12 protein-coding genes are annotated in these 17886 nt (G+C 57.3%); 2 read left to right on the forward strand and 10 right to left on the reverse strand.

Going from position 1 to position 17886, the window contains the following annotated elements:
• Positions 1 to 45: 45 nt before the first annotated feature.
• From JJD74_RS02100 to JJD74_RS02115, 4 genes are all read right to left on the reverse strand, one after another.
• Positions 46 to 594 (reverse strand): hypothetical protein, encoded by a 549-nt coding sequence (locus JJD74_RS02100; RefSeq protein WP_200610961.1) that lies wholly within the window; start codon positions 592 to 594, stop codon positions 46 to 48.
• Positions 587 to 3217, reverse strand: coding sequence for a fimbria/pilus outer membrane usher protein (locus JJD74_RS02105; protein WP_047299847.1), 2631 nt, complete (start codon positions 3215 to 3217; stop codon positions 587 to 589). The genes JJD74_RS02100 and JJD74_RS02105 overlap by 8 nt, the downstream gene beginning before the upstream one ends.
• Positions 3218 to 3252: 35 nt before the next feature.
• Positions 3253 to 3951 (reverse strand): fimbrial biogenesis chaperone, encoded by a 699-nt coding sequence (locus JJD74_RS02110; RefSeq protein ID WP_047299846.1) that lies wholly within the window; start codon positions 3949 to 3951, stop codon positions 3253 to 3255.
• Between the two features lie 66 nt (positions 3952 to 4017).
• Positions 4018 to 4593 carry a fimbrial protein gene (locus JJD74_RS02115; protein ID WP_042557796.1) on the reverse strand — a complete coding sequence of 192 codons (576 nt, stop codon included), beginning with the start codon at positions 4591 to 4593 and terminating at the stop codon, positions 4018 to 4020.
• 180 nt (positions 4594 to 4773) lie between these two features.
• Between JJD74_RS02115 and JJD74_RS02120 the strand changes: the two genes are divergently transcribed.
• Positions 4774 to 8022, forward strand: a complete 3249-nt coding sequence (locus JJD74_RS02120; RefSeq protein WP_200610964.1) for a response regulator — start codon at positions 4774 to 4776, stop codon at positions 8020 to 8022.
• A 532-nt stretch (positions 8023 to 8554) separates the two neighbouring features.
• Here the strand turns inward: JJD74_RS02120 and JJD74_RS02125 are convergent.
• Positions 8555 to 8866, reverse strand: coding sequence for a Nif3-like dinuclear metal center hexameric protein (locus tag JJD74_RS02125; RefSeq protein WP_042557793.1), 312 nt, complete (start codon positions 8864 to 8866; stop codon positions 8555 to 8557).
• Positions 8867 to 8871: 5 nt separating this feature from the next.
• Positions 8872 to 12768, reverse strand: a complete 3897-nt coding sequence (gene purL, locus JJD74_RS02130; RefSeq protein WP_042557792.1) for a phosphoribosylformylglycinamidine synthase — start codon at positions 12766 to 12768, stop codon at positions 8872 to 8874.
• 285 nt (positions 12769 to 13053) lie between these two features.
• Between purL and mltF the strand changes: the two genes are divergently transcribed.
• On the forward strand, positions 13054 to 14514 hold the full coding sequence (gene mltF / locus JJD74_RS02135; RefSeq protein ID WP_080895990.1) for a membrane-bound lytic murein transglycosylase MltF: 1461 nt from the start codon (positions 13054 to 13056) through the stop codon (positions 14512 to 14514).
• Between the two features lie 128 nt (positions 14515 to 14642).
• On the opposite strand, the gene pdxJ is transcribed toward mltF, so the two are convergent.
• The 4 genes from pdxJ to rnc all read right to left on the reverse strand — a co-directional run bounded on the left by pdxJ (position 14643) and on the right by rnc (position 17874).
• Entirely contained in the window at positions 14643 to 15386 is a 744-nt protein-coding gene (gene pdxJ, locus JJD74_RS02140) for a pyridoxine 5'-phosphate synthase (protein ID WP_042557791.1), read from the reverse strand.
• A 47-nt stretch (positions 15387 to 15433) separates the two neighbouring features.
• On the reverse strand, positions 15434 to 16123 hold the full coding sequence (gene recO / locus JJD74_RS02145; protein WP_115146344.1) for a DNA repair protein RecO: 690 nt from the start codon (positions 16121 to 16123) through the stop codon (positions 15434 to 15436).
• A 166-nt stretch (positions 16124 to 16289) separates the two neighbouring features.
• The gene (gene era, locus JJD74_RS02150) at positions 16290 to 17192 is read right to left on the reverse strand and encodes a GTPase Era (RefSeq protein WP_042557789.1); all 903 of its coding nucleotides are present in this window, start codon (positions 17190 to 17192) and stop codon (positions 16290 to 16292) included.
• Positions 17185 to 17874, reverse strand: a complete 690-nt coding sequence (rnc, locus tag JJD74_RS02155) for a ribonuclease III (RefSeq protein ID WP_042557788.1) — start codon at positions 17872 to 17874, stop codon at positions 17185 to 17187. Before rnc ends, era begins: the two co-directional genes overlap by 8 nt.
• Positions 17875 to 17886: the final 12 nt, after the last annotated feature.

Consider the following 17886-nt stretch of genomic DNA (forward strand, 5'->3'; position numbering starts at 1 on the left):
GCAAGCGCTTCGACTTCAAATGCCCCATCGAGGTGATGGGAGAGGTCATGCAAAACTCCATGGCAATGCGGCATGATGCTCCGGCTTCAATTCAATAACCGTGTTGCACTCAGCTCCTGCAACCGCCAGGTTTAAACTCACCATGTAGTCGCCCGGAGTTGTCCCCGCAGAGCCCGCGAATAACACGTCATATGAAAACGTGTTGCCGACATACAAAGGCACGCAACTGGTCGGCACACAGGTTGTGCCGGTTGTTCCCATTCCGCCACTTTTAAGGAATTGGTTGCTGTTTGTATGAAACGCAACGAAGTCGGCACTTTTGCCTTGATTGTATTGCTGCGTAAACGAAAGGTTAGAACCTTTGGGATACCAGCGCGTCACTCGGCAGTTTGCCGTCATGTGTACTTGAATGTTCTCGGAAGGAGCCAGAGTTCCCAAATCAACGATGCCATGGTCACCTGTCGCGGTGCAGGTCATGTTGTTCTGGATAATCGCGAACGCTTGCTGACTTGCAAAACTGAACAACAAGCCGACTGACAACAGGATCGCGGTTGCCCATTTCGGGCGCTGGGGTTTGAACGTTGAGTCATGCATCGGGAGTACCTTGAGTGTCTGCCGGCATTGCCAGCTGTGCATCGCAACGGATCTGCAGTTGCCCGATGCCCGTTTCCGCCAGGTTGTAAGTGTTCAGATCCAACGCTTTGGAGCACCACGGCTTGCCATTGACGTTGATCAGCAGCTGCGCTTTGTCCGGCACGCCTGTCATGAACACCCGGCCTTTGTCTGCCACCATGGCGCTGTTCATCAAGACGCCATTGAGGTCAAACAGCTGAGCCTCGGCCGCAAAGGGCGCAGGCTTGCCATCGTTGGCGTTCACGCTAATCAACAGACGGCGGCCGTTGCGGGTTTCAAAGTTGGCCATGACAAACGCGCCGCGGTTAGGGGTGACGACCTGAACCAGGTTCGCGATATCGGTGTTGTCCGATAACGAGTCAGTGTTCAGCGCTATTTTGTTTTTACGGTAAGGCTGGGCGGAAGGAATAACCGTGTAGCCACTGCCGTTGGTTTTGATCCCGCTTTTGGTCAGTACGCCTACATCGCCGGCCCCCGGTGTGGCCACGATGATGTTGGTTTCGCCCAGAGGCTGGGTAAACATCAAGGTGTCACGCGTGGCAACAACCCCGCCTTCTACGCCGTAGTCCATCTGCCGGGTGCTTTGATCCCTGTTGTAAGAGCCGTGCCAAATGGCATTCGCTGCGTTGTAACGCGCGGCAATCGAACTGCCGAGCATGCGATCTTCATCACTGATCTGTTGATTGATGCCCACGCTGTAAGACAGTGCATCGTCCTTGAATTGAGAGCCGCTGAACGTGGCGTTACGACTGGCATTGCCCGCCGAGTCCTGATTGGTACTCAGGCCAATCCGGCTGCTATTGCCCGGATTGCCCAACGGAATACTCACGCTCAACGACAGGCTGCGAACGTCATCGCCGGTGCCACTGTTCTGTGCCAAACCCACGTTGTAGGAAGCTTGGCCGACACTGAAGCTGTAGCCCAACTGAATCGAGGTATTGCTTTGGGCCCGGTTCCAATAGTCGGTTTTGGTCAGGTTGGCGTACATGCCGCCATAGCTGCCCAGTTGCTGCGAGACGTTGGCGGTAAAGCTGCTTTTCATGTGGCCACCCAGGTAAGGCGAAAAAGCACCGCTGTTGATCATGGTTTCATCGACATAGGGCGTCAGCGTGTTGTTGGCGCGCGCATCAATGGCCTCGTTAAAGCTGTAGTAACCGCTGGTGGAGTAGCGATAGCCCACCAGGCTGAAGCTGGTGTCCGTCAGATCGATGGACTTGGAGTAGCGAAAACGGTACGACTGACCCGACAGGGTTTTGGCATCAGTGCCGATGTCATCGCTGATGGCATGGGTGACGTCCAGCGAGATGGCACCGAAACCGGCGAAGTCATGCGCAAAGCCCAAAAGTGCGGACTTGTATTGTTCGCTGACAATGCTGCCACCGAATACGGTGGTGCCTTCGGTCAGGCCGCGGCGGTAAGTACCTTGTACAAATCCCGGTTTCTGCCTGTTGAGGGTGCCGTCGGCCGGGCGATATTGGCCTGCGGTCACGCTGTAGCTCTGCTGTCCTTCGCGCAGCATGTAAGGCACAGACGAGAACGACTGGATATACACCTGACGCTCACCATTGGGACCTTCAACGGTGACTTCGATGTCACCGTTGTTTGAAGTCGAATACAGCCCCTTGAGTGCAAAGGGACCCGAGGGCACCCACTGTTCACTGATGACATAGCCGCGCTGGCGCAGCGTTACCCGTGAGCGGCCGTTGGCGACGCCACGGATAACCGGCGCAAAATTGCGCGCATCATCGGGCAACATATCCAGATCGGAAGCGATGCCCACGCCGCGATAGGAGATCGTGTCAAACAGGTCACTGTCGGTTGAGCTTTCACCGATGGTGCCAATGGCCATCATGTTGCCCAGGTCGCGCTGGACATAGGTGTCCACCGATTTCCAGTTGCCTTCGACGTTGGTACTTTTTTGCCAGGTCGAAAAGTTGCGAAAGCGCCAGGCCCCACTGTTAAATCCGCTGTGCACACTGCCGAACTGGGACTGCCGGTTGCCGTTGCGGGTTTCGGACTGACTGCCGGAAAAACTGTAATTGGCAAACGCGACCTGCTCGCCATCACTCCAGTTTTTACGACGAGACTCAAAGGGCACATCGCCAATAAATGCCTGAGGCACTTGCAGGTTCAGCTGCTGCTTGTTGAAGTCATAGTCGTAGGTGATACCGGTCAGCTCGCGATTGAAGTACACGCATTTGTCGCTGCTGATTTCGGCATCTTTCAAGCGTGCGGGATCAATACCCAACTCGGTCAGCGCCTGAAGACTGAAGCAGGGGAACAGGCCATTAGGGGTTGATACCTGACTGGCGGTTTCGCGAATAAAATTCATGTCCTGCTGCTCGATCGGTCGGTCATTCACTGACAGGTCGACTCGGTAAATCCCCGGCAGTTGGCCTTGGCTCATGGCTTTTACTTGTTCAGCCACTTCGGCTGAAGCATTGCCACCACCAATTTCCAGAAAGGATGAGTCGAAGCTGTAATCTGCATGCGCGACGGTCGCTGTAAGACCGATAGCACCAAGGCCTGCAGTGCTCCAGGTTTTTACTCGGCGCGCGAAGGCGCACATGCGCAGTCGCAGCATGAGGAGGTCCTTCTATTCGACTATTCAATCAGGCATCAATGAACGGTGATGGGTGCTGCCTTGACGGTGCTGCCGTATTCATTGATGTAGGTGAGTTCCAGCTTGTCGCTGTTTTTCAGCGGTATCGCCGTAGTGACGGTACTGCCGGGTTTGATCACCTCAGGCATGCCTTGGCTCGCCTTGTTGTTAATCAGCAAATCACTGACGACCACGTTAAAACCTGACGGGTTGTGCACAGTCAGGTGTCCGCCTTCAGCACGCCATTGCAGTTTTTCCACAGTCTCTTGCAGAGAACCTTGCAAACCCGCGGGGCGGTAGAACAGTTTGATGGTGGTCTTGAGCGCAATCTGTAATACGTTCTGACTGCTCTGCTCGGTACTCTTGGCCGGGATCGCTTTGACATTCAGCAGAAACAGGCTTTCTTTATCTGTTTGCAGGTTTTGCGCATTGGTCGCGATGATTCGCAGGATGTTCTGGCTTTTGGCGTCCAGACGAAACAAGGGTGGAGTGATAATGAACTCATCGGCACTCTCATCCCGATTTTCATAAGGGCTGACCCAGGACTGCACCAGATACGGAACACCGTCTTCACCGGAGTTTGAAAGTGAAAGGTTGGCTTCTTTTTCCTTGCTTTGATAAATGACCCGCGTGGAGCCGACATTGACGCCCGCTTGAACTTGCGGCAGCCAGAAACCTGCTGCCAAAGCCAAAAAGGCTGCAACTTTTAAACGCATTAATATGTCCTCTGTTCAACGCCAGAGCCCGGGCCGAGCCACGGACTCCTGCGTTAAAAAAACGCGTTACTTGTAGGTAACGTCGAAGGTAGCCAGCGCATTGACCGTACCCGTTCCGATGCCGCGGGTATCAGGAGCGCCATCTGCACCCGGGGTATCAGCAACAAGACGTACGTAGGACGCCTTGAAGTCGAACGTGTTGGACTGGGGGCGCAACACGTAATCGGTGCTCGCGGTGTTCAACGGCAGTTTGTCGCCAGTACGGGCGTCGGCGATCTGGATACCGATACCTTTGACCTGGTTAGCGCCGACCATGCCCAGAACGGTGGCGTCCGTTGCAGCCTGTTGGCCGCTGAACTTGATAGAAGCGTTTTTCAGGGTCGAACCGCTGCAGTTCTCCAGAGAAATCGAGAACGGCGTTTCTCCGGCAGTGGCACCTACGGTGTTGGCGAAGTCAGCGATACGAACCTGGCCCATATCAACCGACTTTTTCACGCTTTCGCTGTTAATGGTGCAGGCGTTATCGTTAACAGTACCGGTGAATTCAACTTGGCCATCGGCCGCTTGAGTAGTAGCCGCTGCCATGGCGATCAGCAGCGTTGAACCACACAGAGCGGTGTATTTGCCGATTGTTTGAAACATGAGAGATATCCTCTACAAAGTTATGTGTCATATCCGTTTTTAACAGCCCCTCCCTGCCATGGGCTCGCCGCAGCAGGTGTTGCAAAGGATGCAACGTGTGGGTGGCGAACCCCATCAGACGATTCCTGTTTTAGAACGCTCTGTATCCTTGGTCTGTAAAGCTCTCGATAGGCACCTTCCATGAAGCAAGCAAAAGTACGCCTCGGTGCATTGGCACTGAGTTCACTCAGACTCAATAAACTGTTGTTCCTGCTGACCGGGCTGGCCCTGTTGCTGGTAAGCATGAGTTTTTGGGCGGTTAACCGGGTGTTGAAAGAAGAGAGTGAGAAAACCGATTTTCACTTTGCGCGGTTGATGGAAAGCATTCAGGAGCATGAAGCTTTTTTGCGCACTGCCGCAGAGAGCTATGGCAAAGGCGGTAAGAACCTGCTGCCGGATAGCAAACCGAGTTCACATATCGAGTTGATGAGCCAAGCCGATGAACGCCTGTTTCAGAACAGCGACACGGCCAAATCAATGCCTTTTACGGTCAGTCAGAGAGATAAGTTCACCTCTGATCAAATGACGGGGGTCTACTCGTTTGGCGTTCAATTGACCGATCTTTTTGCCGCGTACTGGTCCGAATCCTATTACGCGGCGCCGCAAGTGTTTGTGTTTTCACCAACGGCCCAGTTCACTATTGCAGTGCCTGGAATTCAGGGGGCGAGGCAGCTGTCACTGCTGCAGAAAGATAATTTCTTCGATATCACCAAGCGCCTGTATGACCAACTGATACCCCAAAGCCGGATGCTTGAGAACCAGCAATTACTATGGATGCGAGCCCCGGCGGGACTCATCCAAAAACGTAAATATATTGTGGGGGCTATCGGTGTTGACCTCTCACATCGCTTCCTGCCTGCGCCTGAGGATGATGACTCAGTCATAGTGACCGCCCTATTGGATATCAGCGATATCAATGATCTTGAGCGGTTACTGATGCGCTCCAGCAACAGTCGCCTGACGTTGATATCGCCTGCTGGCGACGTATTGCTTGGCAACGAGCAGGATGTACAGGAGCTGCCTTTTGGGTTGAGCTTTGAGCCCGACGGTTTGCACTTCAAGTTGAGTTCGGGCGGGGCGGCCCCCTGGATCGGCTTATATACCATCAGCTACCAGAAGTTTTTTGGTTACGCCAAGTGGCCGTTGTCAGGCGCTGCAATTCTGGTCTTGCTGTTCGGGATCCTTGGTTGGTATCTGAACCGCTGGTATCGCTTGCGGATTATTGAGCCTGCTCAACGCTCCAGTCAGTCACTGGCTGAAAGTGAAGAGTTCAATCGAGTCATGCTCGACAATGCACCCGTCGGGCTGTGTGTGGTACTGCGCGATACGAGGGCCGTGTTGCTGGAAAATCAGCGTGCACAGCAATGGCAGGGCACACCTGAACTGATTGCCCTCTTGAGGCGCAATTATGCGAACCTCGAACCGGGTGAGGTTCAACTTGAGGTTGCCGGTCGTTATCTCCAGGTCTGTTTTGCCTTCACCCGTTATCAGGGCAGAGACGTCGTTCTGTGCGGTTTTAACGACATCACTCGGCATGTAGACGATGCCAATATGATGGAACAGGCACGGCGTTCTGCCGATGAGGCCAGCAAAGCCAAAACCCTGTTTCTGGCCACCATGAGCCATGAAATTCGCACACCTTTGTACGGCGTGCTCGGCAACCTTGAGTTGCTTGAAAGAACCCCTCTTAGTGACCGTCAGCATGAATACCTGAACACGATCCAGCGTTCATCGGCCGTGTTGTTTCAACTCATTAGCGATGTATTGGATGTATCCAAGATCGAGTCCGGGCAAATGGCGGTCGAACCCAAAACGTTCAGTCCTCTGGATTTGTTTGAAGACGTCGTACGCAGCTATGCCGCAGCGGCAGGCAATAAAGGTCTGAAGATATTTGCCTGTGCGGACGCATCCTTACCGCCTCTGTTGTGCGGCGATGCTGTGCGAATCCGGCAAATCATTAACAACCTGCTGAGTAACGCGATCAAGTTTACTGACTTCGGTCGTGTGGTCCTCAGGCTGAAAGTGACGGACATCGAAGACGACCATGTGTCGCTGCAGTGGCAGGTGTCCGACACCGGAGTCGGGATCAGCGATCAGCAGTTGCCCCTCCTGTTCAAGCCTTTTTCTCAAGTGGGAGGAAGCGAGCGCTCTGGCGGCGCTGGGTTGGGTTTGTCTATCTGCGCTCGACTGAGTGAAATGATGGGCGCTAACTTGCGCGTGGTCAGCGAGCCCGGGTTGGGCAGCAGCTTCTCACTCCATATACGTTTGCCCGTGGTTAAAGGCACATTGTCCAACTGTGCGGACATTGATCTTCATGGGGTGAGTCTCTATGTGCGAGCGCCGCTCAAGGATCTAGGGCAGAGCCTGATCGAATGGCTCAGCCTTTGGGGCGCAAGGGCTCAGACTTTGCCGGCGGCAGGCTATGAAGACAGCAATGCCGTATTACTGGACGTCGAGCCGGATCCACTGACGGCAGCGCCATGGTCAGGTGTGAGCGTCGTTGCAAAGGGAACTGCGACGAGTCAGCCGAAAAAAACGGCGTACGGCTGGGAGGTCAACGCTTATGACATCCGCGCTATTGCCAGAACCCTGATGCAACTGGCGCAAGGCGCCGCCCCTGAACTGTGTTTCAAGGTCTCTCAGCCTGCTGAAGAACTGGATTTGAATGTGTTGGTTGCAGAAGACAACCCTGTTAACCGCGAGATTCTCAAGGAACAACTTGAAGCTCTTGGTGCTCGGGTTACCTTGGCTGAGGATGGCGAACAAGCCTTGCAGCGCTGGCAGGAGTCTGCATTCGATCTTGTTATCACCGACGTCAACATGCCCAAGCTCAATGGTTATCAGCTCACTCAACGCTTGCGCCATCTGGACCCGGACGTGCCGATTATTGGTGTAACCGCCAATGCCCTGCGTGAAGAGGGAGAACATTGTCTCGCGGTCGGGATGAATGCATGGTTGGTCAAACCCTTGAACCTCAAGACACTGCTTCAGACCTTGTCAGATTTTACCCGGCAACCTGCGCCCGTTGCTCCGCAGGCAGTCGAGGAAGATGCACCCGATCTACAAACTGATGATCTTGAGGGCTGGATGACGCTATCGCCAGCCATGCACCGTTTGTTTGTCGCAACCATGCAAGAAGACCTGATGCAGGCCGAACTGGCCATGCAAGCGTCTGACAACTCAAAACTGGTGAGCCATTTGCATCGGATAAACGGATCGTTGGCCACGGTAGGTGCGCAGGATTTAGCGGCGGCGTGCAGTATTTGTGAAGTCACTTTGCTGCATGAGCGCTTGAATCCAGAGTCTGCCCGCGCGTTAGAAGGGCTGTTCAAGCGCTTACACAGTGCCGTGCTCAGAATGGTCGAGGGTGAGTTGTATCCAAAAAGCTAATCGCAGTGGGGACTGACCGAGGCGTCTGGATGAACTACGCCGACAGGACATACTCAGCCGCACTCCGATTTTGAAAAGCCCACAAATCGGCCCCCTCTCCCTCGGAAGAGGGCTGGCGTGAGGGGCAGCCCCAACACAGAACAAAAGCCGATCGCATGCTCTTCCACCACTCAACAGGATGAGCGCAAGCTCGGCTGCCGCTCTGATCTTGATCCACCGGCCCCGTCGGCAGGCTTCGTTCCGGGATTGATCCGGGGGTGGGAGCGCAGCGACCGTTTGGCGAAGCCAAACACATCGAGAGGAGGTGCAGCGCAGCAAACCGGAGACGATGCGCCCGGATCAATCCCGGACGGAACCGCCAGCCGCAGCACCCGAAGAAACGGATATTCACACAACCAGCCAAAGCATGGTCGCCTATAAGGGCGCCATCGCTGGCAAGCTCCCACAGCGAAATGAAGTCGCCCTTCAAATCGCAGGCAACAAAAAACCCGCAGACAATCACTCATCTGCGGGTTTCCTGTTCAAGCGGCTATCAGAAATCTTCCAGCCGCCACACCTCATAAGCCGGTGTCTCGTACGGATGACTGAGCTTCAACGCCGCCACAACAGCAACAATCAACTCATCCGCAACAACAAGCTCAACCTTCCATTCCTCAACCTGCTCGACCTGCCCCGCCTCACCAATGAACGGCTGACTGCCGTCCAAAGGCCGAAACTGACCAGACCCGAGCACCTGCCAGGCACAGTGGTCATAGTCACCGATCCGCCCACCACCGGCAGCGAACACAGCCCCTTTGACCACCTCGACATGACTGTCAGGAACGAAAAACGCCAGCTTGTACACAGGCCTCAGTTCACCCACACGCGAGCATTACGGAACATACGCATCCAAGGTGCGTCTTCGTTCCAGTCTTCCGAACGCCACGAGTTCTGCACTGCGCGGAACACACGCTCCGGGTGCGGCATCATGATCGTCACACGGCCATCACGGCTGGTGAGACCGGTAATCCCGCGCGGCGAACCGTTCGGGTTGGCCGGATACGATTCAGTGACCTTGCCGTGGTTGTCGACGAAACGCATCGCCACGCAACCGGACAGATCGGCTTCCAGCAGTGCTTCTTCGCTGGAGAACTCGGCGTGACCTTCACCGTGAGCGATGGCGATCGGCATACGCGAACCGGCCATGCCTTGCAGGAAGATCGAGTTCGACTCCTGAACCTGCACCATCGCCACACGCGCTTCGAACTGCTCGGAGCGGTTGCGCACGAAGTGCGGCCAGAACTCGCTGCCCGGAATCAGCTCGTGGAGGTTGGACATCATCTGGCAACCGTTGCACACGCCGAGGGTGAAGCTGTCGTTGCGCTCGAAGAAACCCTGGAACGCATCGCGGGCGCGGCTGTTGAACAGTGCCGACTTGGCCCAGCCCTCACCGGCGCCGAGTACGTCGCCGTAGGAGAAACCGCCGCAAGCCACCAGGCCTTTGAACTCGTTCAGGTCGACACGGCCGGCCAGAATGTCGCTCATGTGCACGTCGATCGCGTTGAAACCGGCGCGGTCGAACGCGGCGGCCATTTCCACCTGACCGTTGACGCCCTGCTCACGCAGCACGGCAACCTGTGGGCGGATGCCTTTCTTGATGTAAGGCGCGGCGATGTCCTGATTGACGTCGTAGCTCAGCTTGACGCTCAGGCCCGGGTTGTCTTCTTCCAGCAGCACGTCGAACTCTTGTTCGGCGCAGTCGGCGTTGTCGCGCAGACGCTGGATCTGGTAGCTGGTCTCAGCCCAGGTACGTTGCAGCAAACGACGCTGGCCTTCGAACACGGTGTCACCGTTGAAGGTGATGTTGATCTGGCCGTTGTTCATTGGCTGACCGATCACCGACACGCAGTCGCCCAGACCGGCAGCGCTGAACTGCGCGAGGATGTCTGGCGTGGCGTCCTGACGAACCTGGATCACGGCACCCAGTTCTTCGTTGAACAGGATCGCGGCGATGTCAGCCGAGGTTTCAGCCAGACCATCAAGGTTCAGGCTCAGACCGCAGTGACCGGCGAAGGCCATTTCCACGACGCTGGTCAGCAGACCACCGTCGGAACGGTCGTGGTAAGCCAGCAGGTGACCGTCGGCGTTGAGGCCCTGGATCACCGCGAAGAAAGCTTTGAGATCTTCAGCATCATCGACGTCCGGCGCTTGCGAGCCGAGCTTGCCGTGCACCTGAGCAAGGATCGAGGCGCCCATGCGGTTCTGACCGCGACCGAGGTCGATCAGGATCAGGTCGGTGGTGCCCTTGTCCATGCGCAGTTCCGGGGTCAGGGTCTGACGAATGTCAGCCACTGGCGCGAAACCGGTCACGATCAACGACATCGGCGAGGTCACGGTTTTTTCTTCACCGTTGTCATTCCAGCGCGTGGCCATGGACATCGAGTCCTTGCCCACCGGAATGGTGATGCCCAGCTCAGGGCACAGTTCCATGCCGACCGCTTTCACGGTGTCGTACAGACGTGCATCTTCGCCCGGATGGCCGGCAGCGGACATCCAGTTCGCCGACAGTTTGATGTCGGAGATCTTGTTGATGCGCGAGGCGGCAATGTTGGTCAGGGTTTCACCGATGGCCATGCGGCCCGACGCCGGAGCGTCCAGCAGAGCCAGCGGAGTGCGCTCGCCCATCGCCATCGCTTCACCGGTGTACACGTCGAAACTGGTGGCGGTAACGGCAACGTCGGCCACCGGAACCTGCCATGGGCCGACCATTTGGTCACGGGCAACGAGGCCGGTGATGGTGCGGTCGCCGATGGTGATCAGGAAGCTCTTGCTCGCAACAGCCGGGTGATGCAGAACGCGCTCGATGCTTTCGGTGATATCGAGATTCGACGGATCGAAGTCATCACCCAGCTCGGCTTCACGAACCACCGAACGGTGCATGCGCGGGGCTTTGCCCAGCAACACTTCCAGTGGCATGTCCACCGGGTTGTTGCCGAAGTGGCTGTCGGTGACGGTCAGTTGCGGTTCGGCAGTGGCTTCACCAACGACGGCAAACGGGCAACGCTCGCGTTCGCAAATCGCCTGGAAGCGCGCGAAGTCTTCAGGGCCGACGGCCAGCACGTAGCGTTCCTGGGATTCGTTACTCCAGATTTCGTGCGGGGCCATGCCCGGCTCGTCGTTTGGAATGTTGCGCAGTTCGAAACGACCACCGCGCTCGCCATCGTTGACCAGTTCCGGGAAGGCGTTGGACAGACCGCCCGCGCCGACGTCGTGGATGAAGCTGATCGGGTTCTTGTCACCCAATTGCCAGCAACGGTCGATCACTTCCTGGCAGCGACGCTCCATCTCAGGGTTTTCACGCTGTACGGAAGCGAAGTCCAGATCCGCCGAGCTGGTGCCGGTGGCCATGGAGGAAGCCGCGCCGCCGCCCAGACCGATCAACATCGCCGGGCCGCCGAGCACGATCAGCTTGGAGCCAACGACGATTTCGCCTTTCTTGACGTGTTCTTCGCGAATGTTACCCATACCGCCGGCCAGCATGATCGGCTTGTGGTAACCGCGAACTTCGTCACCGTGCGGCGTGGTAATCGATTGTTCGAAGGTACGGAAGTAACCCGTCAGGGCCGGACGACCGAATTCGTTGTTGAACGCGGCGCCACCGAGCGGGCCTTCGATCATGATGTCGAGGGCAGTAACGATGCGCTCAGGCTTGCCGTACGGCACTTCCCACGGCTGTTCGAAGCCCGGGATCTGCAGGTTGGATACGGTGAAACCGGTGAGGCCAGCCTTTGGCTTGGCGCCACGACCGGTTGCGCCTTCGTCACGGATCTCACCGCCAGAACCGGTGGATGCGCCCGGGAACGGGGCAATCGCGGTCGGGTGGTTGTGGGTTTCAACCTTCATCAGGATGTGCACCGGCTCCTGCACCGCGCCGTACTGGCGGGTTTCAGGGTTCGGGAAGAAACGGCCGGCAACGTTGCCGACGATCACCGAGGCGTTGTCCTTATAAGCCGACAGAACGCCTTCGCTGTGCATCACGTAGGTGTTCTTGATCATGCCGAACAGGCTTTTTTCCTGGTTTTCACCATCAATATCCCAACTGGCGTTGAAGATCTTGTGGCGGCAATGCTCGGAGTTGGCTTGGGCGAACATCATCAGTTCGATGTCGTGCGGGTTGCGCTTCAAACCGTTGAAGGCGTTGACCAGATAGTCGATTTCGTCTTCAGCCAGGGCCAGGCCCAGTTCGGTGTTGGCCTTTTCCAGCGCGGCGCGACCGCCGCCGAGGATGTCGATCGCCGTCAGCGGCTTCGGCTCGGCGTGGCTGAACAGACCGGCTGCCTGCTCAAGGTTGCCGAGGACGATTTGCGTCATGCGGTCATGCAATACATCAGCAATCTGCTGCGCTTGGGCGTCGCTGAACTGACCGGCAACGTAGAACGCGATACCGCGCTCCAGACGCTGGATCTTGCTCAGGCCGCAGTTGCGGGCAATGTCGCTGGCCTTGCTCGACCATGGCGAGATGGTACCGAACCGCGGCAACACCAGGAACAGACGGCCGGTCGGCTCTTGAACCGGAACACTTGGACCGTACTTCAGAAGGCGCGCAAGCACCTGCTGTTCGTCGCCGGTCAGGACGCCGGTAACTTCGGCGAAGTGAGCGAATTCAGCATATAAGCCACTGACAGCCGAAACTTTCTGGCTCAGTTGCTCAAGGAGTTTGCTGTGGCGAAAGGCAGAAAGGGCAGGAGCGCCGCGCAGGATCAACATCTTCGGGACAGCCTCGGGAAGGGGTGTGCTTTGAGGCCGTGCATTCTAGCCTAAACCGCCCTCAACATCACCCGAAACGCTACGCACGGTTGCACTCGGGTGTCGATCTGTGTTTCTGCCTCGAGAGTCAAATTTACGGGGCAAGTGAACAACGTTAATTTTTACTGTAACAAAATGCCCTTCACTCCCGTTTCTGCGGGGTTTCGGCTGGTTTTGTGATCTCTAGCAGAGTCGCCCTGCACTGTCGAGATATGGCGCCCGCAGTCCTTTGCGTATACTGCGCAAATGTTTTTCCCAACGGCTTTGCGTCCGCGGTACGCCAAATGGCTGATCGCAACCGGACTCTTCCTGATGCTCGGCGGCTGTGTTGATAAACCCAACACACTCGAGCGCGTAAAGGAGGATGGCGTGCTGCGGGTGGTTACCCGAAACAGCCCCGCCACCTACTTCCAGGATCGCAGTGGTGAAACCGGCTTCGAATACGAGCTGGTGAAGCGCTTTGCCGACGATTTGGGTGTCGAACTGAAAATCGAGACTGCCGACAATCTTGACGACCTCTTCAACCAGATCGGCAAACCCAACGGGCCGGTACTGGCGGCTGCCGGTCTGGTCAGCAGCGACCAGCGCAAGCAGCAGGTGCGGTTCTCCCACTCCTACCTCGAAGTCACTCCGCAGATCATCTATCGCAACGGCCAATCGCGGCCGACCGACGCCGCAGATCTGGTCGGCAAGAAGATCATGGTGCTCAAGGGCAGCACCCACGCCGAGCAACTGGCCGAGCTGAAACAGAAATTTCCCGGCATCGAATACGAAGAGTCCGACGCTGTCGAGGTGGTCGACCTGTTGCGCATGGTCGATGAAGGCCAGATCGACCTGACGTTGGTCGACTCCAACGAAGTGGCGATGAATCAGGTGTATTTCACCAACATCCGCGTGGCCTTCGACCTTGGCGACGCGCGCAGCCAGAGTTGGGCGGTGGGCCCGGGCGAAGACAACAGCCTGCTCAACGAGATCAACAACTATCTGGACAAGGTGCAAAAGAACGGCACCTTGCAGCGCTTGAAAGACCGCTACTACGGCCACGTTGACGTACTCGGTTACATGGGCGCCACCACGTTTGCCCAGCACTTGCAGCAGCGTCTGCCGAAATACGAACAACACTTCAAGAACTACGCGAAGAAAGAGAAAGTCGACTGGCGCCTGCTCGCGGCCGTCGGTTATCAGGAATCGCTATGGCAACCGACGGTCACCTCGAAAACCGGCGTGCGCGGCTTGATGATGCTGACCCAGAACACCGCTCAGGCGATGGGTGTATCCAACCGCCTCGATCCGAAGCAGAGCATCATGGGCGGCGCCAAGTACCTGGCTTATATGAAGGATCAGCTTGATGACTCGATCAAGGAGCCGGATCGCACCTGGTTTGCACTGGCGGCGTACAACGTCGGCAGCGGTCATCTGGATGACGCGCGCAAACTGACGGCCAAGGAAGGTCTGAATCCGGACAAGTGGCTGGACGTAAAGAAAATCCTGCCACGTCTGTCGCAGAAGCAGTGGTACAGCAAAACCCGCTACGGCTATGCCCGAGGCGGAGAGCCCGTGCATTTCGTGGCGAACATCCGTCGTTACTACGACATCCTGACCTGGGTAACCCAACCGCAGCTTGAGGGTGATCAAGTGGCCGAGGGCAACCTGCATGTGCCGGCGATCGACAAGTCCAAGCCTGCGCAAGAACCTGCCCCGCTTTAAAAAACACCCCAAAAACAAATGTGGGAGCGAGCCTGCTCGCGAAGGCGTCGTGTCAGTCGATATCATCTTTGACTGATACACCGCTTTCCCGAGCAGGCTCGCTCCCACAGGTGGGGTTGCGTTGCCGCTTAGTGTTTGGCAGCCGCCAGAATCAGCGCCTTCATCTCAGCCACTGCAGACTTGAAACCCACGAACAACGCATGCGCCACCAGCGCATGGCCGATGTTCAATTCGTTGATGCCCTTGATCGCCGCGACCGCTTCAACGTTGTGGTAGTGCAGACCGTGACCGGCATTGACGATCAGCCCCTGCGCCAGACCAAACGCCACACCGTCCGCCACACGCTTCAACTCTTCAGCGATTTGCGTCGGGGTTTCAGCGTCGGCATAGCGTCCGGTGTGCAGTTCAATCGCCGGTGCGCCAACACGTTTGGACGCAGCAATCTGACGCTCGTCGGCGTCGATGAACAGCGACACTTCGCTGCCGATTTTCGACAGACGCTCAACCGCTGCCTTGATCCGCGCTTCCTGCCCCGCCACGTCAAGACCGCCTTCAGTGGTCAGTTCCTGACGGGTTTCCGGTACCAGGCAGATGTGCGCCGGACGGATAAGCTCGGCGAACACCATCATTTCTTCGGTGACGCCCATTTCGAAGTTCATGCGGGTTTGCAGCACATCCTTGAGCAGCAGCACATCGCGTTCTTGAATGTGGCGGCGATCTTCACGCAGGTGCACAGTGATGCCGTCGGCGCCCGCCTCTTCAGCGTCCAGCGCAGCCTTGACCGGATCCGGATAGCGCGTGCCACGGGCCTGACGCAGGGTGGCGACGTGGTCGATGTTCACGCCAAGAAGAATGCGATTGCTGGTGGTCACGGATGCGCTCCTGAATTGAGAGATTCGGCGCACAGCATACGGTGAGATCAGGGCTTGCGAAACAGTTCGCGACTGACGAGGGGGCGGCCGCCCAAGTGAACGGCCAGCGCTTGGCGCATCAAACGCTTGGCAGCGGACAAAGCACCGGGGGCCGACCAATCGGCTTCAGCCATGGCCAGCAGTTCGGTGCCATTGAACAGCCCCGGTTGCAACAGATAGACGCGCTCAAGCCCTGCATCCACTTGCAGGCGATAAAGTCCGTCCGGCGCGACAGGTTCGCCGTGAACATCAGTGTTCATGGAAAACCCGTAGCCAAGATCATCCAACAATCGCCACTCGAAGGAGCGCAGCAAGGGTTCCAGCGGTCGACCTTCAGCCAGGGCCGACAGCGTGGCGGCGTAGTGATCGAATACTGCCGGATGCGGATCTTCGGCGGGCAGCAAGCGAATCAACAGTTCGTTGAGATAGAGGCCACTGAACAGTGCCTCGCCGACCATCCAGGTCGCGGTTCCGGCACTCTCCATGCGCCCGACGTTCTTCAGTTCACCCTTGCCGCGAAACTCCACTTCCAGCGGCACGAATGGCCGCGCCAGTGTCCCGGCCTTGCCCCGCGCACTGCGCAACACCGCCCGCAGCCGACCTTGCGGCGTGAGGAAGTCCACCAAAGCGCTGGTTTCGCGGTAGGCGCGCGAGTGGAGGACGTAGGCGGGTTGGGCGGGAGGTGGGCTTTGCGACATTGAGTTCTCGATGAAGAAACGCAGTTTTACACACAACCCAAAACCACTGTGGGAGCTAGCCTGCTCGCGAAAGCGGAGTGACAGTCAACATCAATGCTGAATGTTACATCCCCTTCGCGAGCAGGCTCGCTCCCACAGTGAGTATCGGTGTTCTTGAAATCAGTGCTTACAGGTCGCCGTAACCCAGCGAACGCAATGCACGCTCGTCGTCGGACCAGCCGCCCTTCACCTTGACCCACAGGTTGAGCATGATCTTGGAGTCGAACAGCAGCTCCATGTCCTTGCGCGCTTCGGTGCCAATGCGTTTGATGCGCTCGCCCTTGTCGCCGATGATGATCTTCTTCTGGCCATCACGCTCAACGAGGATCAAGGCGTGGATGTGCAGAGTCTTGCCCTGCTGCTTGAATTCTTCGATCTCGACGGTGATCTGGTACGGCAGCTCGGCGCCCATCTGACGCATGATTTTCTCGCGCACCAGTTCGGCGGCAAGGAAACGGCTGCTGCGGTCGGTGATCTGGTCTTCGGGGAAGAAGTGATCATTTTCCGGCAGGTGGTTGGCAATCACCTTTTCCAGCGCTTCAAGGTTGTGCCCGTGCTGCGCCGAAATCGGGATGATCTGCGCGTTCGGCAGTTGTTCCTGCAACCACGACAGGTGCGGCATCAGCTCGGCCTTGTCTTCGATGCGGTCGGTCTTGTTCAGCGCGACGATCAGCGGGCCGGTCACATACTGCACGCGCTCCAGAACCATCTGGTCTTCGTCGGTCCACTTGGTGCGGTCGACCACAAAGATCACCACGTCGACGTCTTTCAACGCCGCTGAAGCGGTCTTGTTCATGTAGCGGTTCAGCGCCTTTTCGCCACCCTTGTGCATGCCCGGGGTGTCGACGTAGATCGCTTGCACGTCACCCTCGGTCTTGATCCCGAGCATGTTGTGGCGAGTGGTCTGCGGCTTGCGCGAGGTAATCGCGAGCTTCTGGCCCAGGATGTGGTTCAGCAGCGTGGACTTGCCCACGTTGGGACGGCCGACGATGGCAACATAGCCACAGCGAGTTGCGTTTGTATCAGTCATTGCCATTCTCCACGCCCAGGGCAATCAGTGCTGCGGCGGCCGCTACCTGTTCGGCAATACGACGGCTCACACCCTGACCTCGGCTTTTTTCATTCAGTAAGACAACTTCGCATTCAACGAAGAAGGTTCGGCAGTGCGGCTCACCCTGGATATCCACCACTTCGTAACGTGGCAGGTCGCAACCGCGCGATTGCAGATGTTCCTGCAGGCGGGTCTTGGGATCCTTGTTGGTGTCGACCAGCGTCAGGCCTTCGAACTCGCCGGCCAGCCAGGCCAGTACGCGTTCGCGGGCGACGTCCATGCCGGCGTCGAGGTAAATCGCACCGATCAGCGCTTCAAGGGCGTCGGCCAGAATCGATTCGCGACGAAAACCGCCGCTTTTCAGTTCTCCGGAACCCAGACGCAGATAATCGCCGAGGTCGAAACCGCGAGCCAGTACGGCCAGCGTCTCACCTTTCACCAAACGTGCGCGCAAACGCGACAACTGGCCTTCGCGGGCGAGGGGGAAGCGATCAAACAGTGCTTCGCCGGCGACGAAATTGAGGATGGCGTCACCGAGGAATTCCAGGCGTTCGTTGTTGCGCCCGGCAAAACTGCGGTGCGTAAGGGCCAGGAGCATCAACTCCTGATCCTTGAAGGTGTAACCGAGCTGACGCTCGAGACGGCTTAATGAGGCGCTCACGGTTTACCCACG

It is taken from the genome of Pseudomonas sp. MF6776 (assembly GCF_016613125.1).
Lineage (GTDB): Bacteria > Pseudomonadota > Gammaproteobacteria > Pseudomonadales > Pseudomonadaceae > Aquipseudomonas > Aquipseudomonas iridis.